25 protein-coding genes are annotated in these 22,706 nt (G+C 44.0%); 11 read left to right on the top strand and 14 right to left on the bottom strand.

All coding sequences use genetic code 11. The features are described from left to right. Window positions 1-8: 8 nt before the first annotated feature. Window positions 9-1,058 carry a UDP-glucose 4-epimerase GalE gene (galE, locus tag ACYVE4_RS17185; RefSeq protein WP_461041406.1) on the bottom strand — a complete coding sequence of 350 codons (1,050 nt, stop codon included), beginning with the start codon at window positions 1,056-1,058 and terminating at the stop codon, window positions 9-11. A gap of 130 nt (window positions 1,059-1,188) precedes the next feature. On the opposite strand from galE, the gene ACYVE4_RS17180 reads away from it, so the two are divergent. Continuing rightward, window positions 1,189-2,061, top strand: a complete 873-nt coding sequence (locus ACYVE4_RS17180; RefSeq protein WP_461041405.1) for a transglutaminase-like domain-containing protein — start codon at window positions 1,189-1,191, stop codon at window positions 2,059-2,061. A 38-nt stretch (window positions 2,062-2,099) separates the two neighbouring features. Here the strand turns inward: ACYVE4_RS17180 and ACYVE4_RS17175 are convergent, their stop codons facing one another. Beyond that, entirely contained in the window at window positions 2,100-2,726 is a 627-nt protein-coding gene (locus ACYVE4_RS17175) for a 4'-phosphopantetheinyl transferase family protein (RefSeq protein ID WP_461041404.1), read from the bottom strand. Between the two features lie 145 nt (window positions 2,727-2,871). Here ACYVE4_RS17175 and ACYVE4_RS17170 point away from each other — a divergent pair, with 145 nt between their 5' ends. The 3 genes from ACYVE4_RS17170 to folB all read left to right on the top strand — a co-directional run bounded on the left by ACYVE4_RS17170 (window position 2,872) and on the right by folB (window position 5,229). Beyond that, complete coding sequence (locus ACYVE4_RS17170; RefSeq protein ID WP_461041403.1) at window positions 2,872-3,771, top strand: WD40 repeat domain-containing protein; 900 nt, start codon at window positions 2,872-2,874, stop codon at window positions 3,769-3,771. A gap of 117 nt (window positions 3,772-3,888) precedes the next feature. Continuing rightward, the gene (locus tag ACYVE4_RS17165) at window positions 3,889-4,815 is read left to right on the top strand and encodes a DivIVA domain-containing protein (RefSeq protein WP_461041402.1); all 927 of its coding nucleotides are present in this window, start codon (window positions 3,889-3,891) and stop codon (window positions 4,813-4,815) included. Window positions 4,816-4,878: 63 nt separating this feature from the next. Beyond that, window positions 4,879-5,229, top strand: coding sequence for a dihydroneopterin aldolase (gene folB / locus ACYVE4_RS17160; protein WP_461041401.1), 351 nt, complete (start codon window positions 4,879-4,881; stop codon window positions 5,227-5,229). Window positions 5,230-5,284: 55 nt separating this feature from the next. Here folB and ytxJ read toward each other — a convergent pair whose 3' ends face one another. Both ytxJ and ACYVE4_RS17150 read right to left on the bottom strand, forming a co-directional pair. Then, window positions 5,285-5,614 carry a bacillithiol system redox-active protein YtxJ gene (gene ytxJ / locus ACYVE4_RS17155; protein WP_461041538.1) on the bottom strand — a complete coding sequence of 110 codons (330 nt, stop codon included), beginning with the start codon at window positions 5,612-5,614 and terminating at the stop codon, window positions 5,285-5,287. Window positions 5,615-5,668: 54 nt separating this feature from the next. Continuing rightward, window positions 5,669-5,977 (bottom strand): phosphoribosylpyrophosphate synthetase, encoded by a 309-nt coding sequence (locus ACYVE4_RS17150; protein WP_461041400.1) that lies wholly within the window; start codon window positions 5,975-5,977, stop codon window positions 5,669-5,671. Window positions 5,978-6,037: 60 nt separating this feature from the next. Between ACYVE4_RS17150 and ACYVE4_RS17145 the strand changes: the two genes are divergently transcribed. Further along, the gene (locus tag ACYVE4_RS17145) at window positions 6,038-7,282 is read left to right on the top strand and encodes a 3-deoxy-D-manno-octulosonic acid transferase (RefSeq protein ID WP_461041399.1); all 1,245 of its coding nucleotides are present in this window, start codon (window positions 6,038-6,040) and stop codon (window positions 7,280-7,282) included. Window positions 7,283-7,365: 83 nt separating this feature from the next. After that, a complete protein-coding gene (rsgA, locus tag ACYVE4_RS17140) occupies window positions 7,366-8,292 on the top strand; it encodes a ribosome small subunit-dependent GTPase A (protein ID WP_461041398.1) in 927 nt (308 codons plus the stop codon). Between the two features lie 53 nt (window positions 8,293-8,345). Here rsgA and ACYVE4_RS17135 read toward each other — a convergent pair whose 3' ends face one another. Then, window positions 8,346-9,737: a cystathionine beta-synthase gene (locus ACYVE4_RS17135; protein ID WP_461041396.1), complete on the bottom strand. Its 1,392-nt coding sequence runs from the start codon at window positions 9,735-9,737 to the stop codon at window positions 8,346-8,348. A 418-nt stretch (window positions 9,738-10,155) separates the two neighbouring features. Here ACYVE4_RS17135 and ACYVE4_RS17130 point away from each other — a divergent pair, with 418 nt between their 5' ends. After that, window positions 10,156-10,542 (top strand): LytR/AlgR family response regulator transcription factor, encoded by a 387-nt coding sequence (locus ACYVE4_RS17130; protein WP_461041395.1) that lies wholly within the window; start codon window positions 10,156-10,158, stop codon window positions 10,540-10,542. A gap of 496 nt (window positions 10,543-11,038) precedes the next feature. Here ACYVE4_RS17130 and ACYVE4_RS17125 read toward each other — a convergent pair whose 3' ends face one another. Further along, the gene (locus tag ACYVE4_RS17125; protein WP_461041394.1) at window positions 11,039-11,590 is read right to left on the bottom strand and encodes an RNA polymerase sigma factor; all 552 of its coding nucleotides are present in this window, start codon (window positions 11,588-11,590) and stop codon (window positions 11,039-11,041) included. Between the two features lie 499 nt (window positions 11,591-12,089). Here ACYVE4_RS17125 and ACYVE4_RS17120 point away from each other — a divergent pair, with 499 nt between their 5' ends. After that, window positions 12,090-12,500 (top strand): hypothetical protein, encoded by a 411-nt coding sequence (locus ACYVE4_RS17120; RefSeq protein ID WP_461041393.1) that lies wholly within the window; start codon window positions 12,090-12,092, stop codon window positions 12,498-12,500. Between the two features lie 28 nt (window positions 12,501-12,528). On the opposite strand, the gene rimO is transcribed toward ACYVE4_RS17120, so the two are convergent. The 6 genes from rimO to rpmG all read right to left on the bottom strand — a co-directional run bounded on the left by rimO (window position 12,529) and on the right by rpmG (window position 16,634). After that, window positions 12,529-13,836 (bottom strand): 30S ribosomal protein S12 methylthiotransferase RimO, encoded by a 1,308-nt coding sequence (rimO, locus tag ACYVE4_RS17115; protein WP_461041392.1) that lies wholly within the window; start codon window positions 13,834-13,836, stop codon window positions 12,529-12,531. 43 nt (window positions 13,837-13,879) lie between these two features. Then, window positions 13,880-14,551, bottom strand: a complete 672-nt coding sequence (locus tag ACYVE4_RS17110) for a hypothetical protein (RefSeq protein ID WP_461041391.1) — start codon at window positions 14,549-14,551, stop codon at window positions 13,880-13,882. 5 nt (window positions 14,552-14,556) lie between these two features. After that, window positions 14,557-15,054 carry a hypothetical protein gene (locus ACYVE4_RS17105; protein WP_461041390.1) on the bottom strand — a complete coding sequence of 166 codons (498 nt, stop codon included), beginning with the start codon at window positions 15,052-15,054 and terminating at the stop codon, window positions 14,557-14,559. Continuing rightward, window positions 15,051-16,007 carry a signal recognition particle-docking protein FtsY gene (gene ftsY, locus ACYVE4_RS17100; RefSeq protein WP_461041389.1) on the bottom strand — a complete coding sequence of 319 codons (957 nt, stop codon included), beginning with the start codon at window positions 16,005-16,007 and terminating at the stop codon, window positions 15,051-15,053. Before ftsY ends, ACYVE4_RS17105 begins: the two co-directional genes overlap by 4 nt. A 211-nt stretch (window positions 16,008-16,218) precedes the next feature. Beyond that, window positions 16,219-16,374: a DUF4295 domain-containing protein gene (locus ACYVE4_RS17095; RefSeq protein WP_461041388.1), complete on the bottom strand. Its 156-nt coding sequence runs from the start codon at window positions 16,372-16,374 to the stop codon at window positions 16,219-16,221. 74 nt (window positions 16,375-16,448) lie between these two features. Beyond that, complete coding sequence (rpmG, locus tag ACYVE4_RS17090; RefSeq protein ID WP_111346404.1) at window positions 16,449-16,634, bottom strand: 50S ribosomal protein L33; 186 nt, start codon at window positions 16,632-16,634, stop codon at window positions 16,449-16,451. Between the two features lie 192 nt (window positions 16,635-16,826). On the opposite strand from rpmG, the gene ACYVE4_RS17085 reads away from it, so the two are divergent. Beyond that, a complete protein-coding gene (locus ACYVE4_RS17085; protein ID WP_461041387.1) occupies window positions 16,827-18,047 on the top strand; it encodes an NADH-quinone oxidoreductase subunit D in 1,221 nt (406 codons plus the stop codon). A 165-nt stretch (window positions 18,048-18,212) separates the two neighbouring features. On the opposite strand, the gene hpt is transcribed toward ACYVE4_RS17085, so the two are convergent. Further along, on the bottom strand, window positions 18,213-18,743 hold the full coding sequence (hpt, locus tag ACYVE4_RS17080) for a hypoxanthine phosphoribosyltransferase (protein WP_461041537.1): 531 nt from the start codon (window positions 18,741-18,743) through the stop codon (window positions 18,213-18,215). Window positions 18,744-18,874: 131 nt separating this feature from the next. Here hpt and ACYVE4_RS17075 point away from each other — a divergent pair, with 131 nt between their 5' ends. After that, complete coding sequence (locus ACYVE4_RS17075) at window positions 18,875-20,089, top strand: tetratricopeptide repeat protein (protein WP_461041386.1); 1,215 nt, start codon at window positions 18,875-18,877, stop codon at window positions 20,087-20,089. Window positions 20,090-20,186: 97 nt separating this feature from the next. On the opposite strand, the gene ACYVE4_RS17070 is transcribed toward ACYVE4_RS17075, so the two are convergent. Further along, window positions 20,187-20,657: an Lrp/AsnC family transcriptional regulator gene (locus tag ACYVE4_RS17070; protein WP_461041385.1), complete on the bottom strand. Its 471-nt coding sequence runs from the start codon at window positions 20,655-20,657 to the stop codon at window positions 20,187-20,189. Window positions 20,658-21,000: 343 nt separating this feature from the next. Between ACYVE4_RS17070 and ACYVE4_RS17065 the strand changes: the two genes are divergently transcribed. Further along, window positions 21,001-22,704, top strand: a complete 1,704-nt coding sequence (locus ACYVE4_RS17065) for a glycoside hydrolase family 10 protein (protein ID WP_461041384.1) — start codon at window positions 21,001-21,003, stop codon at window positions 22,702-22,704. Window positions 22,705-22,706: the final 2 nt, after the last annotated feature.

The raw sequence follows: 22,706 nt of genomic DNA, 5'->3' as shown, positions 1-22,706 counted from the left end.
ATACAATTCTACGACTTTATAATGTTAGAACTAATTTTTTGCTGCCATTGCCAGGCATCCCGAAGTGACTCTGCCAACGAACGACGAGCTGTCCAATCCAACACTTGCTGTGCTTTCGTAACATCGGCATAAACTTGCTCAACATCCCCAGGTCGGCGGGGACCAAGTACATAATTCAAGTTAACTCCAGTTGCTTGTTCAAACGTTTTGATCACGTTCAGAACCGTTTCGCCACGCCCGGTTCCGACATTGATGACGTCGTAACTGGACGTTTCGTTACTTTCGATCAACTTCCGAAGCGCTTGCACATGCGCATCTGCCAGATCCATCACGTCAATGTAGTCACGAACACAGGTTCCATCTGGAGTATTGTAATCAGCTCCGTGTACGGTTAGGCTAGAACGAATACCCGCAGCTGTTTGCGTAATAAACGGCACCAAATTGGCCGGGACACCTAGCGGGAGTTCACCAATTTCGGCCGAGGGGTGCGCACCAATCGGATTGAAATACCGAAGGGCAATAGCTTTAACCGGTATTTGTGCACGAACAGCATCGCGAATAATGTCTTCACCGATGGATTTGGTATTGCCGTAAGGTGACTGTGCTGGAAGCCGGGGTGTTTCCTCCGTAACAGGCAAATGCTCAGGCTGGCCATAGACTGTGCACGACGAAGAGAACACAAAATTGCGTATGTTATACTTCGGCATCAACTCCAGCAGCAGCATCAACGAGTCGAGGTTGTTGCGATAATATTTCAGCGGTTTTGCCACCGATTCGCCTACAGCCTTAAACGCGGCAAAATGAATAACGCCAAGCGGAGCTTCTTTCTGAAAAATATCATCCATAGCAGCCGCGTCGTTGCAGTCGACTGCGTAGCAGGTGACATCCCGTCCCAAAATAGCCCGTAAACCATCTAGTGCTGAGCGTTCCGAATTCGAAAAATCGTCGACAATAACCGGCTCAAAGCCAGCTTCAACCAGGGAGACGACTGTGTGGGAGCCAATAAAACCAGCCCCACCAGTGACCAGAATTTTAGGAGAATTATCTGTAGAGGCCAAACCGTATTATAGGAAAATTTTGTTGCTACATTAGTATAGCAACTCGTAAAACCAGACAAAAGTAGTATATTCAGGAGGTTTACGAAAGGAGTTTTTATTCTGAGGTACTTATAAAAAGCGATATAAATAAATGAACGACAACGAATTGAAAGCGCTTATATCGCTCCTGGACGATGAAGACCCGGAAGTAGTTGAGCATGTTGAGCAGCGAATTCGACAAATGGGCGGGCAAATGATTCCGCTTTTAGAGACAGAATGGGAGGGGAGTTTTAATGCCAATTTGCAAAAACGTATTGAAGAAATTATTCATGATCTTCAATATGAATCAGTATTAGAGCGAATCCGGGATTGGAAAAATGGAGGAGCGATGGACCTGCTGGAAGGGCTTTGGGTCGTTGCGACCTACCAATATCCTGATCTGTCGCTGACCAAACTGAAGGCGGATGTCGAGCAGTTGTTTTATGAAGTTTGGGTAGATTTTAAGATGGATATGCACCCAGATGAACAGATCAAAGCGATGAATTCCGTTTTTTTCTCGAAACTGAAATTTGCGCCGAATACCAAGCATTTCCATTCGCCAGCCAATTCAATGATTAATCAGGTGCTCGAATCGCGTCGGGGCAACCCGATTACCTTGTGTGTGCTGTATATGCTCATTGCCAGACGTTTGAATCTCCCTGTTTACGGGGTGAATCTGCCGAATCTGTTTGTGTTGACGTATAAAAATAACGGCGTTCAGTTTTACATCAATGTTTTTAACCGAGGATTGGTGTTTACAACCAAAGATATTGACCAGTATATTGATCAGCTCAATATTCAGCGGTTGGATACATTTTATCAACCCTGTACGAACACTGATATCGTTCGGCGGGTACTGCGCAATTTGATGCTCGCATTCGAGAAAAACGGTGATACCGACCGCGTTCGCGAAGTAGAGCAAATCCTAGCCGCCGTTCGTGAAGATGGTGATGGGTTGCCCCTGTCGGATTACACGCAACGATAATTCTATGTAGAGACGCGAAGGGTCGCGTCTCTACATAATTAAAATGCCACCGCCAACAAACCGGGACCCGTCTGAAAACAGCGGATAGTGAGCTGCTCTTCATGATCGGGTAGACGTACATGACCAATCAGATGGCTGGGGTTATCTGAAAAAGGTTCGATCTGGAGATGTTCCCGAAAAGTAAGCTGGCGTTTTCCGTAAAGTTTATAGAGTGCTTCTTTAGCACACCAGTATACAGCCAGACGATTGGGATTATTAGCCGCGTGAGCAATTTCATCAGCAGATAAAACGCGAGGGACAACTCGGGTAAATTGGTCCCGAATTGGCTCAATATCAATACCAACTGGTCGTGACTTATGCAGTACGGCTGCTGCCCAACCGCTCGTATGCGATAGCGAAATATGCCAGGGCGAATTTAATAAATGCGGTTTCCCAAACTCGTCTTTCTGTAGCCCGATATACGATAATCCCTGATTTTCGGTCAGTTGCTGGATGGCTACACGACACGCCAGCCACTCAACCCGTTGGGCGGGGTGCGTAATCAGCGCAAGTTCACTTTCTTCAGAAGATGTTAATGGAAGATAGTCCCGAAGGGCCGGTTCATCTGCCGTAATAGCCTGAAGCGTGGCAATGCAGTCAGTTGTAATGTGTATAAGCGAAGTCACAGATCAAAAGTCGGAAGTAGCTGAACAAAAAGAAAGGTTTACGACCTTTGATTGATTAGTTTCAGGTTTGAGTTTCAGCCGACTTGAGACCACTTCGGCGGTTCGGCTGACATGTCAAATCGGAAACATTAAAACGTATTCTGTAGTGATTGTAGAAAAAATTGACACGTTTGGTGGTCATCGAGACTGCGTATATACATTAGAGCGAAGCGCTGTTCCCAATCAGTTTTTTTCGGCTGGAGGAGATGGGCAAATTGTGAGATGGCAACTGGATCGCCCTGATTTAGGCGAGTTAGTTGCCAAAGTACCTGCGTCAATTTATGCACTCGCTTTTGAGGCCGCAACAGGTTTATTATGGGTTGGGCAGAACTATGAAGGTATTCACTTGATTGATCCTGTTCAGAAACGGGAAATAAATTCGATTAAACTTACATCGGCGGCTATTTTCGATATAAAAATTTATAAGAATGATGCGTTTATTGCTCTGAGCGATGGTGTGGTCATTGTGCTGGATACTGAGCAATTAGTGGTACGAAAACATTTGAAAGCATCTGACCAATCGGCTCGATGCATTGCTGTTAATCCCGTTGAACGTGAAGTTGCTGTAGGGTATAGCGACAATACCGTTCGTGTTTTTGATTTAGAAAGTTATACACTAAAGAATAGTCTGCAGGCTCATACAAATTCTGTCTTTACAGTGACCTATTCGCCCGATTTTGAGTCATTGCTTTCAGCTGGTCGTGATGCGCATTTGAACGTGTGGGATGTTGAGAAATCGTATATGTTGCAGCAGGATATCGTAGCTCATATGTTTGCGATCAATCACCTGGCATTTAATTTAGGCGGTAATTTACTAGCTACGGCAAGTATGGATAAATCGATTAAGATTTGGGATGCTAAAACGTATCGCCTGTTAAAAGTAGTGGATCGGGCCCGCCATGCCGGCCACGGAACATCGGTCAATAAATTGCTTTGGGTAGATCAAAATCAACTTATTTCCGCCAGCGATGATCGAACGATTTCTGTCTGGAAAATAGGAGAATAAGATTCAACAAGATAGGAAACTCCTATTTTTCTTGCTATTTTTTGTAAAATCCGTAGAATGGCTGTTATTTCACCTTTATCTGAAAATCAGTAACCGAATTTAACGTAAAGCGCACCAATGAAAATTACGCCCATTGAAATCCGGCAGCACACATTTGAGAAAGGGTTGCGCGGCTATAAACCCGAAGACGTTGACGCATTTCTGGGTTCGTTATCTCAGGAATGGGAGCGCGTGAATAACGAGCATAAAATGTTGAAAATGCAGCTTGAACTAGCTGAAAAAGAACTAGGCAAGCTCAAAGAAATTGAAATGACCTTATTTCGAACGCTAAAAACGGCCGAAGATAACAGTGTCCAGATCACTGAGCAGGCCAATAAAGCGGGTGAAAAATATATTGCGGATGCGCAGCAAAAAGCCGACGAAATTATTGCTGATGCAAAGAAACGCTCAGCCTTGATGGTGCAGGACGCTGAAAATCAGGCTCGGTTCCTGAAAGGAAATATTGTTAATGACTTAAAATCACTGGAACACGACTTTAAGGCGCTGGAAGGATATAAAGAGAGCCTGGCGACGCAAATTCGGACTCTGGCGAGCAATGCGATTGATAGTGTAGAGCGATTTGAGAAGAAATTCCACAAGCAGAACCTGAAAGGGAAAATAGACGAAGTTGCTACCCAGGTTAAAGAAGACCTGAAAGAGTATGACGAGAAGAAAACTAAAGCCGACTCAGAGGCTGGGGGGGGAGCCGTTTCAGAACCGGTTGTAAGCAATGCTACTGACTTGCCGCCACTCGTGGAGCGAGAAGGGTCTATTCCAGAAGCCATCCCGGAAGATTCTGAGGTCGTAGAAAAATTAGATGAAGCGATTGAAGAGACCCAGTCCGAAATCACTGAACCTGTTGCAGAAGCTGAGTCTATTAGTGAGGAAAATACGGGCGAATCGGTATTGGCAGAAGCGACAACAGCCGAAGTAGAATCGAGTGTAAGTGAAGCTAATGAAGAAGCTCCTCCCAAAAAAGGCGGTTCATTTTTCGATCAGATTTAAGGATTACAATTCTGTAAAGCGCGAACTACTTCCTTAGTAAGTTCGCGCTTTATTATTTTATCTATGGGAACAATAGCGTTAGAAGGACTTGAGTTTTTCTCTTATCATGGTTTTTATGATGAAGAGCAAAAAATTGGCAATAAATATTCGGTCGATATTATTGTCACTACTGACTTTTTGGAAGCCGCGCGTCGGGATCGCCTGAGTGATACGGTTAGTTACGAAGACCTGTACCATATTACGGCTGCTGTCATGAAACAACCAGCCCGATTACTTGAGCATATTGCTCATCAGATTATTCAGGAAATTCGGAGTAAATACGCTGGATTGCAGGGAGTTGAGGTCAGCGTATCAAAATTCAATCCACCCATAGGCGGAGTTTGTCATCGCGCTAAGATTACGATGAAGGGATAAAAAAACTCAGGAGCGAATTTTTAAACTAGGTTAAGAATTCGCTCCTGATATGATTTTAAACCGCTTGCTGCAAACCGGCAAATGAGATCGCCATATGCGATGCATCATAAATGCAGGTGCCATTCCGAATAAGCAATACCTGAGGAGATTCGTGCTCAACTCCAAACGTATTTTCTATTTTATTGGATAATGGCTTGTTGGCCAACAGATCGAGATAATATGGCTTAACGCCAAGTTGATCGTTCCAGTTACGTTCCATGCGGTTCAAGGCCATATGACTAATGGAACAGCTGGTGCTGTGTTTGAAGATCATTACTGGACGCTTAATCGACTCTTCTTTGATAGCATCAAGCTGATCGTCACTCGTTAACTTATTCCAGTTCATTGTATCAACATACATTCTGTTGACCTAAAAGCATTTTTATAAATAAAAAGTTCTTCATTTTTCCGGGGAATACTTTAGCTTTTCCGCCATTTCAGGCGAAATCGCGTCGCTATAAGCCCCATAGGCATCAACGATTGTACCCTTGCTCCCATCTTTCGCTTCAACAGTATACAGAACTGCTTCATCATCAGGGTCAGTCATGCCCTCAAACCGATAAACACCCACAATATCAAAATCATCAGGCTGTAACTCAATCGAATCTGTTTGACAATAGAGACTATCTGATTTTAGGTTGTAATCCTTGATATAACCTTGCTGGCGAAGGTCGTCTAACGCTTCGGTAAGTGTATCGTACGATTGCATGAATCAGGTGGTTTGCGTTTGAGTGTGTAGCTTTGTTTGTATAACCAATCGCATAATAGCTTGTTTTCGGGATTTTATAACGCAGGTATTTTCGTTTTTCAGAAATTGGCTCAACTAACTGGGCTATTTAACCGAAAAGCGCGTCTGTGGGTGGAAGGGCGGCACGATTGGGCAAATCGATTAACCAAGCTTCTGGCCAACAACACGAACCCTGTAGTTTGGTTTCATGCCGCTTCACTAGGCGAGTTTGAACAGGGAAGGCCTGTCATCGAAGCGTTTCGGAACGAATATCCGACGTATAAAATCTTACTGACGTTTTTTTCGCCATCCGGCTACGAAGTCCGGAAAGATTACGAGGGTGCTGATTATATTATTTATCTGCCTGCTGATACACCCACTAATGCCCAAGAATTTATTAATCTAGTGAAGCCGAAACTTGCCTTTTTTATAAAATACGAGTTCTGGTATAACTACCTCCGTGAGCTAACAAAGGCTGGCATACCCATTATTTCGTTTTCTGCTATTTTTCGCCCAGATCAACTTTTTTTTAGATCATATGGCGGTTTCTACAGAAATATGCTGCGGTATTTTGATCACATTCTCGTCCAGAATCAGGAGTCAGTAGAGCTATTAACGAGCATCGGGATTACCAACACAACGTTGGCTGGCGATACCCGTTTCGACCGAGTAGCGCAGGTTGCCAGTGTTAAAAAAGAGATTGCCATTGCGCAGGCGTTTAAAAATGGACGGCCGTTATTGGTTGTAGGAAGCGCCTGGCCGGAAGATATGGCTGTTCTTATCCCGTTTATCAATCAGTTTGAGAAACCACTACAGGTAATCATTGCGCCACACGAAATTCATGATGCGGAATTTGAACGCTGGAAAACGCAGTTGACAAAACCATCGATTCGTTTTTCGATGGCAACTGAATCTTCTGTCGGTAAAGCAGAAATCCTTTTTATCGACAACGTAGGTATGCTTTCATCGCTTTATCAATATGGTGAATATGCCTACATTGGCGGAGCGTTTAAGCAGGGTCTGCACAATATTCTGGAAGCCGCTACTTTTGGGATGCCGCTATTTTTCGGCCCTGTTTATGATAAATTTCAGGAAGCGGTTGATTTAGTCGCCGAAGGAGCCGCCTTTCCGATCAGCAATACTTCCGAATTACAAGCCGCATTTAATCGTCAGTACGAAAATTCAACAGAGGCTGCTCAGATTAGTCACCAGTATGTGCAACGGAACATTGGCGCAACGGCGAAGGTTATGCAGATAGTCAAGCAATTAAAGAGCGATGAACGATGAGTAATAAGTGATGAGAAAGCGAATAGTTAACTCATCGTTCATCACTCATCGTTCATCACTCATCATCTTTCAATCTTTAAACATTGCAAAACGGATTAATTATTCGCTCTACCGGCTCCTGGTACGACATTCGTGATGTCGACGGACACATTTATCAGGGACGGCTTAAGGGCAAGTTTAAAATAAAAGGACTGAAAGTCACCAACCCAATTGCGGTAGGGGATCGGGTGACTTTTGAGGTAGAGGATGAAGGGGAGAATACGGCTGTCATTACCGACATTGCTCCCCGCGAGAATTACATTATCCGTCAGTCGGTTCATAAAACGGCGCACGGCCATATTCTGGCTGCCAATATCGATCAGGCGGTTTTATTGGCAACGCTAACGCTACCGCGAACGTCACTAGGCTTCATTGACCGTTTTTTAGTCACGGCCGAATCGTTTCGGATTCCAACGGCTGTTGTATTTAACAAAACGGATATTCTAAACGAGGAAGGTCTGGCGTATCAGCAGGAAATCATGGATATGTATGAACAGATTGGGTATCAATGTTTATCAACGTCCGCTACAGAAGGTGAAGGCGTTGATGCGTTCCGCCAATTGCTCGATCATAAGGTGACACTGCTATCAGGTCATTCGGGCGTTGGGAAATCATCGCTTGTGAATGCTATTGCGCCCGACCTGAATCTGCGTACGAACGAGGTATCAACATTTGCCAATAAAGGTGTTCATACGACTACTTTTGCCGAGATGTTTGAACTTGCTCCCGATACGTATATCATTGATACACCGGGGATTAAAGAACTAGGTTTGATCGATACATCACGAGAAGAGATCAGTCATTACTTCCCTGAAATGCGCGACCGCCTAAACCAGTGCCGATTTAATAACTGCCTGCACATCAACGAACCGGGTTGTGCCATCAAAGAAGCCGTCGCTGAAGGCGAAATAGCCGAAACTCGCTACATGAGCTATTTAAGCATGATGGAAGGCAGCGATAATAGACGGTAGATAACTTGTATGATATAGAATGTATGATTTCGACAATCAATTCATACATCCTATCAGTTTGTCATGGCGGCCAGCAAGTCGGCTTGTGTGATGATATGCACCTGTTCTTTTTCATCGCGAACGAGTAATGCTTTATTATCGCGGTCGATGAGTGAGGATAAAGCGTCGATTGTATTGTCTAAGCCAACAAACTTAAATGGCTTGTCCATCACTTCGCTAACAGGATGGTCTTTTACGGATGGGTCTTCAATTAGCTTATTCAGAATGGATGAATCGGTTAGGCTACCAACAATATGGCCGGTATCGTCAGTAACGGGAATTTGTGAAATGCCGTAGCGATTTAAAACATGAATCGCTTGATTCACCGAAACGCCTGATCCAATTGTCGTTAACTGATCATGTCGGCCTTTCGCACCGCCATTTTTGTGATGAATAATATCGCGGGCCGTTTTAAATGCCCGATCTTCCAGAAAACCATGATCTTTCATCCACGAGTCGTTGTAGATCTTGGCAAGATATCGTGTCCCGTGATCAGGGAGAAGAATCACCAGGAGGTCGTTCTCGGTAAGGTGTTCTTTGGCCCACTCCAATGCTCCATGTACCGCCGTACCACACGACCAGCCTACAAACAGGCCTTCTTCGCGGGCTAAACGACGTGCCATAATAGCCGCATCCTTGTCGGTAACTTTTATAAACTGATCGATCTGGCTGAAATCGACATTCTGCGGGAGAATGTCCTCGCCAATGCCTTCAGTGAGATACGGATAAATTTCACCTTCATCGAATAGGCCCGTTTCCTTGTATTTTTTAAAGACAGAACCATAGGTGTCTAATCCAATCGATACAATAGATGGATTCTGTTCTTTCAGGAATTTCGATGTGCCGCAAATCGTACCGCCCGTTCCGACTCCTGCCGCGAAATGCGTGATTTTGCCATCCGTATCCCGCCATATTTCAGGACCAGTAGTTTCGTAGTGAGCGGCTGTATTCGCCAGATTATCGTATTGATTGGGATAAAGCGAATTAGGGATATCTCGGTTAAGTCGTTTAGCCACAGAGTAATACGAACGCGGGTCGTCGGGCGAGACATTAGTTGGGCACACCACAACTTCGGCACCTACCGCTCGTAAAATGTCGATTTTTTCCTGCGATTGTTTATCGGCCATCGTAAAAATACATCGGTATCCTTTGCCAATTGCCGCCAAAGCTAATCCCATGCCTGTGTTACCACTTGTCCCCTCGATGATAGTGCCTCCTGGTTTCAACATTCCCTTGGCTTCAGCATCCTCAATCATACGCACCGCAATTCGGTCTTTTACCGAATTACCAGGGTTGAAATATTCGACTTTCGCCAGAATCGTTCCCCGGATTCCTTTCGTGACTTTGTTGAGTTTTACGAGAGGAGTATTGCCAATAGTATCAATAATCGAATCGTAGTAATTCATTGTCTTCCGTTTTGTTGTACTGCTTCAACAGCTCTAATGGACGAATAATCTGATTAATGTAACTATTGTTTTCATTTTTTTAGTGGACTTGTTAAGAAGAACGAGAAATAAACTGACTACTAGAAAGACCGTTGGGTTTCCTTGAATTGAATGAAGTTAGCCAATTGTTTCGCTTTTGTTTTAGGTAGTCGGTTAGTTGTTCATCATCATAAAATTGGGCCTATTTGCTTTGGCTCAATTATTGTTACAGTTCAGTTACAGGCAGTTAGCTGATACTGTTATAGACCACACTAGAAGATCGGATTGATTTTACCGGCTTTTTTTGTTGATGATCCGACTGGTATTTTCGGATATACCTGAACAATATCGTTCTGACCTGTCTGGTGAATATTGATTTACTCAGACTCTGTTATAAAAAATGGTATTTCGTTTCAACACGCCAGCCGTGAGTACATCCGATTTGGTGGCGTGGCCTCCTTTACGTGTTTATGATTCCGATCAGGGAGCGCAATGGCGAGCAATAGCGGACTTAGTTTATCTGGAAGGCGAAGCCAACTACACTTGGTTGCAATGGGCTGATGGCGAACGTATACTGATGCCTTATACGATTAAACGGTTTGCAAGCAAATTACCCGCTAATTGGTTTATTCGGCTCCATCGCCATTATTTAGTCAATCGTCGATTTGTGGAATGGATTGAACATACACCTACGGGCGCGGTAGTTCATCTGGCCACAGGAGCGGCTTTACCCGTTTCGCGTCGGCGTTGGGTAATTCTTCGTAAGCAACTGACTTTTCACGCATAATCCACCAAATCAATTGAGGGGATTACTAATCTGTGTATATAAAGGATCTTACAAAATAACGTGTATGCCTAAGCGTTCCGATTTTCTTGGAGCAGTTTTTGTACAAAACACAGAGATTGTAGGTCGACGGTTCATCGGCTTACAAGCTCTTATGGGTTAGGTCGAAACGCTGGTACTCCTGGTTCCAGCGTTTTTTACGTAAAAATGCTCTATTGGATACATACAATACGTCTTCAGTAAGGTCGTATAAATTATATTTGTGTACTAAGACTAGCGTATAAAGGTCAATACGTTGACCGTCGGCCTTTAAATTGGCCTAATTATTGCTAGTGTTAGCGTACGTTTGTTACGACCTGGGAACAGGCTGTAATGAATCACATATATGGGTATATGGGAAACGCTGGCTCAATTGAGTCAGCGTTTTTTTGTTAGATAGGCTAGTCAAAATGCACCTGCCTGGTGTTCGAAAACAAAGTTACTTTCACCAATACATTTGTTAACGCCCAGATTGATAAGAACATATGAGTTGTAGCCGCTCCCGACTGCGTTTCAATCGCATTTTGACGGCACTCAATTTAAGATCGTAGAGTTGCGCAATTTCTTCAACACTGAGGCCATCCTCATACTTTAACCGAAGAAAAATCCGCTCCTGAGAAGAGAGCCGGTCCATTGCCTGCTGCACGAGCTGAAGCGTGTCTTCGTGAATCTGCGCATCCATCGATTCAGTCCAGGTTTGTTCCAGGCTTGTCGCTAAAGCAACCGTTGGTAGCCGTTTCGCTACACGAATCTGGTCAGCGCAATAATTATAAGCAATGGCGTAAAGCCAGGTTGAAAAACTGGATCGCTGCTGAAAAGCATCTAATTTATGGAATACTTTGAGGAAGATATCCTGAGTAAAGTCCTGAGCTTGTTCAGCGTTTTTCGTCATCGACAAACAACGTCGATAAACCTTTCCTACATAGCGATTGTAAAGCTTTTCGAAGCACTCATTGGGTTGATGAGGTAAATAATGACGAATCATCTCCTCATCAGTTAAGGAGTTATTCATTTGTAAATAGTAACAATGGGTTAGATTATAATTTATAAAATTAAACAAATAGTTGATTATCTATTAATAAAATTCTTTTTTTCATAACTATAAACTATTTAAATATATTAAACGGTTCATTAGGTCCAAAAACACCTATAGGTTATATGATTTTACAGTTGTCTTAATGACTGTAAAGTTTAGTTAAATCGTAGAAAATCAATGAAAAACAAATCCGGCGCAACCCATATTAAGTTGTACTCGTACAGTAGTAAATACAGGGTTTTAGTGACGGAATTAAAAGTCGCCAGTCTATTATTAATGATTTTAATGTCGCACGAAGGGAGATCTTTCGATTTACAACAACTGGCTACTTCCTGACTTTATTTTGTCATATATAGTTTAGACTATTTTGACTAAAGTCTCCACTAAGTAAAAAAAATGGACTTAAAATCGTGTTGAGACTATGTTTGTTTAACTTTTTAGTGAGAATTGTTTTACTTATTTAAACAGAAATTAAATGGAGGCCGTACAGTCAAAAGAAACTATTTTGATAAATAGTTCGACGCCAGAGTGCGTGTTGGCGAAGTGGTCGGCAGCTGTTGCTGCTCTCCATATGCACTACACTCAGCTTATTTGCACGATCGCTACGTATAATCAACAGCATGCACGATCAACAAGGCCTTCTAAATCCTTGGGTCGCTGCCCGATTCGGCAATGCATATTGTTAACGAATCGAATGCGGGGAGAGTTGGAAAAGTTACTCCTGGAGATGGATCTGGAAAATCCAATGGAACAATCTGGAGCCAGACAGTATTTCAAAAAGCTAGTAGCTCATACAATACGCCTGGATCAGCTTAACAATCAGGCGCAAGCTATGATTCATCTGGCCTCGCTACCAGCCTTATCACCTGATAACGGAAAGCAGTAGGGATTGCCAGAGTACATGTGATTTCGATTTATACTACATCACCATATAAGTCAAAATCCTCGGCTCGATTGATTCGGACATTAGCAAAATCACCAACTCGCACATACTGACTTGCTGGAACCAGTACTTCATTATCGACTTCGGGCGAGTCAGCTTCTGTACGACCAATGAAATAACCGCCTTCTTTTCGGTCGAACAGTACTTTATAGGTTTGCCCAACTTTCAGCTGGTTTAATTCCTGCGAAATGCCCTGTTGAAGTTCCATTAGTTCATCAGCCCGTTCCTGCTTCACATCGGCTGGAATATCGTCGGGCATAGAGAACGAATGCGTATTTTCTTCGTGTGAATACGTAAACACCCCCATCCGGTCGAAACGCATTTTCTCGACAAACGCATACGTTTCGTCAAACATGGCGTCTGTTTCGCCAGGGTGGCCAACAATGAGCGTTGTGCGAAGTGTAATATCCGGTACTTTTTCGCGGATAGTATAAATCAATGATTCCGTTTTTTCACGCGTGATGCCCCGACGCATAAGTTTCAACAACTCTGTTGAACCAGTTTGCAGAGGCATATCCAGGTAATTGCAAACATTCGGGCGTTCGCGCATAACGTCCAGTACTTCCAGGGGAAAGCCCGACGGATATGCGTATTGTAACCGAATCCAGTCGATTCCTTCAACATCAGCTAACTGATTGATCAGATCGGCGAGGTTCCGTTTTTTATAGAGATCAAGGCCGTAATACGTCAAATCCTGCGCAATCAGAATTAGCTCTTTTGTGCCTCGTCGCGCCAGTGATCTAGCTTCTGTAATTAATTCCTCTATTGGACGCGATACATGACCACCCCGCATGAGAGGAATGGCGCAGAAGGAACAGGGACGATCGCAGCCTTCGGCAATTTTAAGGTAAGCAAAATGAGCAGGCGTTGTGAGTAAGCGTTCGCCAACGAGCTCGTGTTTATAATCGGCGCGAAGCGTTTTTAGTAGCCGAGGCATTTCGTTCGTGCCAAACCACGCATCGACGGTAGGAATTTCTACTTCGAGTTCGTCTTTGTAGCGATGTGAAAGACAGCCCGTTACGTATACTTTATCCACCATGCCTGCGTCTTTGGCATCTACGTAGCGCAGAATAGTGTTAATCGATTCTTCTTTCGCATTATCGATGAAGCCGCACGTATTGATAACCACGATATTAGCATCGTCTTTCTTCGATTCATGCGTCACATCCATGCCGTTGCCCTTTAATTGTGTAAACAACACTTCTGAATCAACCAGATTCTTCGAGCAGCCCAGCGTGACGATATTGATTTTATTAGAACGTGTACCTTTAGTTTTCAAAACGAATATAATTTCTGCGAATCAGTACTAGGTAACGTCAATTTTAGTCGGCAAAGTTCTGAGAAATAGCTTTTTCGTATTTTTCGAGTAGCGTAACCCACGGATACTTGTGCTGGACAATTATTTGTGGGACATTTTTGAAAAACCGTTCCAGAAATTCGACATGAATCAGAAAGATGTTATTTAATTGGGTAACTGTTCCATCAGCCTCATAAAATAGAAAAAAGCCGTAACCGCCAAGAGGATCTTTGCTGTTTGAGGTTTTCTTAATGTGGTGCTCGATGCGGACTACATTCGATGGGGTAAGAATGCGAATTTGATCGGGGTTGCTAATGGTAATGCTGGGTTGGTCCGGGCTAAGCGTGACGTGTACGTTACGAGTGATGGTCCAATATTGCCAATCGAAGTAAAAAACAAAACCTAGAAAGCCCGCAAACGCAGCAAAACATAGAACGAATAGAAGGACTAGCGGTTCATGCTGTTGAAAAGCTACTTTTGTCATTACGTAAACCAGCAGAAGCATCTGCGCAAACAGTAAGGCGTATAGTAGCTTCAAAAACTGGCAAAAATAATCATACGCCGAAAACTCATACGATTGCTCCGAATAGAGAGGGGATTCGTCGCCAATCGTTCTTTGAGTATACCGTATCATCTTGTAAATAAACCAGATGAACGGGGTAAAAATGACTGCCAGTAAAATCAGCGCGTTTTTCATAAGGCTTAAAATACAGCCTGATGCGTAATCTCGACTTGGATAGTTGATCGACGGTTTTTCTGGACAATAACAGGAAAAATATTGTTTTGAGTGTCAAATGAGTTGGCATATAACCCTTTCGGTTCCTGAACAATGACCGAAAACCGACCAACCGGGAGCCCAACACAAAACTTGCCGTCTTTAGACGATCTGACGGTTTTAACAGGCTTTGCCTCGCCAACAGAATTGATGAATCCATCATCGCCTGTTTCTACCTGACTCATGTTGAGCAGCGGAAAAATAAGTATTTCCCGCTCGATAGGCTGACCTGTTGAAGCCGGTTTGCCGGGGCCAGGCATCTGATTACCTTTTTTCTCAACGACTTTCCCACAAATGCCTTGAAAGACAACAGGTTTAATTAACTTCTTATTTGATTTTTGGGCAAAAGCTGAATAAGAAGTCAGTAGTAAAACTAGGCTGAACGTCAGGTATTTTGTCGTACTATGGAGCCAAAGTAGTTTCATTTCTTAAAAAACGAATCCACGAACTCCATCTTATTGAAGGTCTGTAAATCTTCAATTTTTTCGCCCACACCAATGTACTTAACCGGAATTTTAAACTGATCAGAAATACCAATAACTACTCCACCCTTAGCCGTTCCGTCCAACTTGGTGATAGCTAAAGCGGAAACTTCGGTAGCTTTTGTAAACTCAGTTGCCTGAATAAATGCGTTTTGACCTGTCGAGCCATCCAATACGAGTAGTACTTCGTGTGGTGCATCGGGCGTAACTTTCTGCATAACGCGCTTAATTTTTGTCAACTCATTCATCAAATTGACTTTCGTATGAAGCCGGCCAGCGGTGTCGATGATGACGACATCGGCATTCATGTCGGTGGCTTTTTTTACCGCATCAAACGCTACCGCCGATGGATCGGTATTCATACCGTGCGAAATAACTGGTACACCGACACGATCACCCCAGAGTTTTAATTGATCGACAGCGGCCGCCCGGAAGGTATCGCCAGCACCTAATACAACCTGTTTGCCGCGTTTATGGAATTGGGCCGCCAGTTTACCAATAGTTGTAGTTTTGCCAACACCGTTAACACCAACGACCATTATTACGTACGGCTTTTTGTTAGCAGGCAACTCAAAGTCGTCTGATACATCCGTCGTATTATTGTTGGAGAGGAGGGCGGCAATTTCTTCGCGGAGGATTCGGTCAAGTTCGTCGGTGCCCATGTATTTATCACGAGCTACACGTTCTTCGATCCGCTGAATGATCTTAACGGTCGTTTCAACGCCTACATCCGACGAAATCAGAACGCCTTCCAGTTCGTCTAGTACTTCTTCGTCAACCGTTGATTTACCAACAACGGCACGACCTAGTTTTGAGAAAAAACTGTCTTTGGTTTTCTCTAAGCCCTTGTCGAGGGTTTCTTTCTTTTCTTTCGAGAATAAGCCGAATAAAGCCATCTTGTGTAGTCAATAGTCGTAAATCAATAGTCGTAAGTTTCAGTTTGCCGATCAGTCTGTTGACTATCGACCAATGGACTATCGACTACTTTCAACAAAACTAGAACAAAAAAAGTCCCACAGAACCCTTTGTAGGCTGTGGGACAAGAATTCTTATCCAAAGACCATTCGTCGTAGCGACGAGTTGTCGATAAAGTTGAATAGGCAAAGTCTAGCCTTTCAGCGCAGACTGTACTTCGTCAACTGGAACCATTTCTTCTTTGAAGGTATAAGCGCCAGTTTTAGGCGATTTAACGGCTTTAATGATTTTGGCAAATGCCTTACCGTTATCCTTCGTTTTCAGGGTTGCAACTACCTTTTTTGCCATGATGTATTAATCGTTAATAGTCAATCGTCAGTCAATAGCAAGTTACTAACTTTTGACTAACGACTATCGACTGATTACTTAATTTCTTTGTGTACCGTTACTTTTTTGAGGAACGGATTGTATTTCTTCCGTTCGATACGAGCCGGCGTATTTTTCCGGTTTTTCGTGGTAATGTACCGGGACATGCCGGGTACACCGCTGTCTTTCTGCTCGGTGCATTCCAGAATAACCTGGATTCTATTGGCGCCTTTCTTTGCCATTGCTAAAGTCTGTTTTCTCGATAAGGAGCGCAAAGGTACGGAATTACTTTTATTAAGCCAATAGCCAATTAAGAAAAACAGATGATTTGTAGCGAATTAGCCTATAAAATTTCCAGATGTTTGGCTTTCGTTAGTTGACTTTCGACCTTTGGAGTTATCTGACAGGCAAAATCAACCGACCTGAACGAATTAATGACGACGCAAACGATTCAATACGAATACGCTCCTGGCCATTTTCGGGCATCGGAACCGAACGTGTATCGGCCCGATATGCTCGATGAGGGAGAAATGATTTTGAATATGGGGCCGCAACATCCATCAACGCACGGTGTGTTGCGGCTAGAAGTGGTTACGGACGGAGAAATTATTGTTGATGTTGTTCCGCACGTAGGCTATTTGCACCGTTGTTTCGAGAAACATGCTCAATCGTTGCCATTCAACCAGACGATTCCATTTGTGGATAGACTTGATTATGTGGCAGCTATGAATTGCGAACATGCGTTTGTGATGGGCGTTGAGCGAATGCTGGGTATTCAAAACGATATTCCGAAACGGACTGAATACATCCGGGTGCTGGTTGCTGAATTGAATCGGATTGCGGCCCACTTTGTTGGCGTTGGTACGTATGCGCTTGATATTGGTGCATATACACCTTTTCTGTGGCTCATGCGCGACCGGGAGCATATTCTGCGCTTGCTTGAATGGGTGAGTGGCGCCCGGATGCTCTACAATTACATTTGGGTTGGTGGCTTATTTTACGATCTTCCGGTTGGTTTTGAGGAACGTTGTCGGGAGTTTATTCAATACCTGAAACCAAAACTGGTTGAATTACAACAATTAGTTATTGAAAACGAAATTTTTGTAAAGCGTACAGCTAACGTAGGTGTGTTGCCGCTAGCAGTTGCTATCAGTTACGGTTGTACCGGGCCCATGTTGCGAGGGTCAGGATTGCGATATGATTTGCGTCGGATAGATGGCTATTCAGTTTATCCTGAACTGGATTTTGATATTCCGATTGGCGAAGGTAAAATGGGAACGGTGGGTGATTGCTGGGATCGTAATAATATTCGGGTGCTGGAGTGCTACGAATCCATCCGGATTATTGAGCAGTGCCTTGATAAACTGACAACCGACCATCGCCGTACGCGTGACTACGATCCGCAAACGGTTGTTCCGAAAAAAATCCGGCCCAAGGCGATGGATTTTTACGTTCGGGCCGAGAGTGCAAAGGGAGAATTAGGTTTCTTCTTTCGTACGGATGGTAAATCAGATGTGCCTGTTCGTTGCAAAGCGCGTTCGTGTTGTTTTCACAATCTCTCTGTAATCAGTGAAATCACGCGAGGAGCCATGTTGGCCGATCTAGTTGCCGTGATTGGGTCAATTGACGTCGTAATGGGAGAGGTAGATCGATAATCTTATCTGGCCACCGCTTATTGACTTACAGTAGATGCCCAACTTCCCGTGTCTGTGAGGACAATTTTGCGTCAGCGTGCGCTGCCATCCGGTAAGGGGTCTGTGAGGACACAGACCTAGGAAAAGTGAAAGAGCACTGATCTATTTAATTCGCTCATCCATTCTTTAACTCTCTAGCACTAAAATATCCGGTGTATTCCGGCCCAAGCCATCATAATCAAGGCCGTAGCCAAGTACGAAGCGGTTTTCGATCTCGAAACCTACGTAGCCTAAATCTAGCTGTTTCTGTAAGGCCTCGGGTTTAAACAATAACGTGGCAATAGCAAGCGATGTAGGTTTTTGCGTTAAAAGTTGAGCACATATATCGCTTAGCGTTCGACCCGTATCCACAATATCTTCAACAACAATCAAATCCCGATCTTGTATCGGTTCGGTAAGACCCAGGACTTCTTTAAGCTGCCCGGTCGATTCTGTTCCTTGATAAGACGAGACTCGTAGAAATGTAATTTCGCAGGGAATCGTCAGGCGTTTCATCAAATCCGCTGCGAACAGAAAAGCCCCATTCAGAATGACGACCAATAGCGGATTTTTTCCAGCATAATCCTGATTAATTTGCTGGGCAAGTTCCTGAATACGCGTTTGTATGGCATCTTCCGCGATGAACGGCACGAACGTCTTGTCTTTTACAGTCATTATTGCAATGTCTTTGGGGCGGCAAAGATACGCCGATCCGGAGGTCGTGGACAAAAAAACAAGGGAAAAATACAGATTAGCAAACGGACTGCCCCCAGAATACGTTGATATACCAACTAATCAATTTGGACGAAATGAAGAAGTTACTGTTGACGATATGGATGATGAGTGCAGCTATGATAGCGCAGGCTCAACTCTATGATCCGTCGGCTTTCGATAAAAAATATGATGGCCTGCTGAAGCACCCTGGTGTTCAGATTGAGTCGGCAGAAGCCATCAACCAGATGTATAATTTTAAATTTTACGAGGCCGATAAAGAATTTAAATGGCTGCGAATTCGGTACCCTAATCATCCGATGCCAACCTTTCTGTTGGGACTGTCTGAATGGTGGAAAATTGTACCGAATACCGACGTAACGGACTACGATGATAAGTGCTTGATGTACATGGATTCGACCATTACGCTGGCCGAAAAACTGTACGACAATAGCGAGAATAAACTGGAGCCCGCTTTTTTCCTGGCCGCAGCGTATGCGTTCAAAAGTCGCCTTTACTCGGAGCGTAAAAAATGGACGAAAGCCACGTTTGCTGGTAAAAACGCGTTGAAATACTTCGAGAAATGTAAAGGAAATGCTGATTTCAGTCCCGAATTGCTTTTTGGCGACGGGATGTACAATTATTACGCCCAGTGGATTCCTGAAAATTACCCACTGCTAAAGCCAATTTTAATCTTTTTCCCAAAAGGCAATAAAGCGAGCGGTATTAAAGAATTGGAGAAAACGGCCAATACTGCTTTTTATACCCGTGTAGAAGCACGCTATTTTCTGGTTCAGATCTACAGTATGGAGAATCAGTACGATAAAGCGCTTCAATTGTCGAAGTACATGAATGAGCAGTATCCCGACAATCCATTCTTCGAGCGGTATTATGCTCGATCCGCTTTTGTAACGGGAAAGCTAAATGATGCAGAGCGCATTTCGAAAGATATTCTTGAAAAAATAAGCCGATCGCAGTCGGGTTATGAAGGGGTAAGTGGACGAACGGCGGCTTATATTCTTGCTTACATAAACCACCTGTTTTACAAGAATTTGCCCGAAGCGAAGAAGTATTATCAACAGTCTATTGATTTCGCTAAACAAACGAATTCAACCAATGCGGGCTATTATTGGTCGTCGGTTTTGGGATTAGCGAAGATCGCTACTGATGAAAAAAATTACGATTTGGCGCAGACCTATTTCAATGAAGTAATCGACAAAGCCGAGCGGAAATCTAGCCAATATAAAGAAGCGAAAAAAGCGCTGGACGACGCGAAAAAAGCCAGACGGGAGGAGAGGAGAAAACGGGGGTAACGATGACCGGGCCACCGGAGCGGTTATGAGTGATAAACGATGAGTTATGATTATGCATCAGCCCACTCATCGTTCATCACTTAGAATTCATCACTCATCAAGGAATCGGCAACACTTTGCTTTCTTTGAAGGTCGACATGATGACCATGGTTTGCGTGCTGGCTACTTCGTCGATTTCGTTGATCACATCAAGCATCAGAGCTTGATACGACGAAATATCTTTGGCAATCACTTTTAATAAGAAATCTCCTGAGCCCGTAATGTGATGACACTCAATGATTTCGGGAATTTGGTTAACTCGGTCCACGAACGACATTGTGGTATCTTTTTTGTGGCCTACTAGGGTAACCATAACGAACGTAGTAACGCCAAGACCGATTTTATCTCGGTTTAATTGAGCGTGGTAACTCTGGATAATGCCCGACGTTTCTAGTTTCTTAACACGCTCTAGGGTAGGAGCGGGCGAAAGGCCAATTTCCTTAGAAAGTTGTGCGTTTGTGATTTTTGCGTTGGCTTGCAGAATCTCTAAAACGTGGCGATCTATTTGATCTAATTTCTGGCTCGACATAAACGAAGTAGTGTGTTGATCTCTAATTGTAAGATGATGCAAATCTATCATCTTTTACAATAGAAAATTCTTAAAAGATACTGATTTTTGAAAAAATTCGAAACAAATGCAATATATAATTCTTATATGCGGCACAAAATTAAGTGAATTCTACTCAGTGCCAAATACACTTTTAGTATACGGTTTACTGTAAGCGAATTGAAAAAATTAATGATTTGATTGACGGCTCTATCCAGAAATACCGTTAGTAGTACGGATGCGGTTGATGAAGCCTTGAAATGTCTTTTAACGAACTCAGATCGAATTACTCTCGCTATTTTTGTCGGTTAATCCACCATTCTGAATGCGCCTGATTGCTTATTCTTTTCTCTTCTTTATTTTGGTTGGATGGGCTAGTTGTCGTCAGGCAAAGCCCGTTCCGGTAGCGAATCGTAGAGTTCCCGTCCGTCCTGCTCCAGCGACGCCCAATCGACCAGCTCCGCAAAAACCAGTAGTTACAAAGGCGACACCGCCTAAACCAGCCACAGTGGTTGTGACTACGCCAATTGACTCATCTGTGTTTGGACCAATAGAGGTTGCTTTTCAAACACCAGCGCCACCAAAACGGGAATTCCGGGCGGTTTGGGTCGCTACCATTAACAATATGGACTGGCCCAGCAAAAAAGGGTTACCGGTAGCTGATCAGCAACGCGAAATTGTGGAGATGTTCGATATGTACCAACGAACGGGCCTCAATGCAGTAATTTTTCAAATTCGGTCGGCAGCCGATGCTTTTTACGCGAAAAGCTCCGAGCCCTGGTCGGAGTGGCTTACGGGACAGCAAGGATTAGCGCCTACGCCGTTTTACGACCCAATGGAGTTTATGATTGAACAGGCCCACCAGCGAGGAATGGAATTTCATGCCTGGTTCAATCTCGACCGGGCCACGTATAGTAAATATTCAAGTGTCGCGTCGACTAATATTATTTACCAGAAACCCGGTTGGGTACTGACTTACGGCGGAAAAAAATTGTTCAATCTCGGTATACCCCAAGTGCGTACGTACGTGGCCGGAATTGTCGCCAATGTGGTTCGGGAATACGATATTGATGGCATTCATTTCGACGATTATTTCTACCCCTGGGCGGAACCAGGACAGGTTTTTCGCGATGATGAGGCTTATCAGGCGAATTATAACGGCATGAACAAAGCCGACTGGCGACGCGATAATGTAAACAAACTAGTAGCCGAGTTGCGCGATTCAATTCGGGCAAACAAGCCTTGGGTGAAGTTCGGAATAAGCCCATTTGCGATCTGGAAAAATCAGGCTAAAGACCCGGAAGGCTCGGCTACGAACGGCGGGCAAGCCTACTATGAAATTTATGCCGATACGCGGAAATGGGTACGTGATGGACTGATCGATTACATTGTTCCGCAGGTTTATTTTAGTTCGGAATTTAACCGAGTACCGTATAAAACGTTGGTCGAGTGGTGGTGCCGCAACGCGGGTAAAGTGCATTTATACATTGGGCAGGGCGCTTACCGCGTCGGTAGGGGGTCCGAACGAGATCCGGGTTGGTGGCGCCCTACCGAGTTTCCCAATCAGATGCGATACAATCGGCAGCAACGGGCTGTGCAGGGTAGCGTTTTATTTAGCGCAAGGGATTTAAAGTCAAATCCAATGGCGATTCGAGATTCGTTACAAAACAATTTTTATCGGCATATGGCCTTAGCACCAACAATGCCCTGGCTGGATAGCATACCGCCAATGCCTCCCCGCGATTTGAAAGCGGCTATAACCTCAGAAGGTGTTGAATTATTCTGGCAACAGTCTAATGAAGCACCGGATGGCGATGCTGCCGAAGCGTATCTGGTGTATCGCTTTGAAGGGCGCCGACCAGCTCTGAGATTGGATGATCCCCGTTATATCGTGGCCCATTGTATTGGCGAATCCACGACGCGCTTCGTCGATAAAACGGCTGACCCGAAAAAGAAATACATGTATGCTGTAACCGCCCTTGATCGGCTTCGCAACGAAAGTCGGGAAGTCATTGTCAAAGTGCAGTAAAG

The organism is Spirosoma harenae (genome assembly GCF_054776975.1).
Note: the sequence above shows the minus strand (reverse complement) of the source record. Positions and strands in the feature narration are given on the sequence as shown.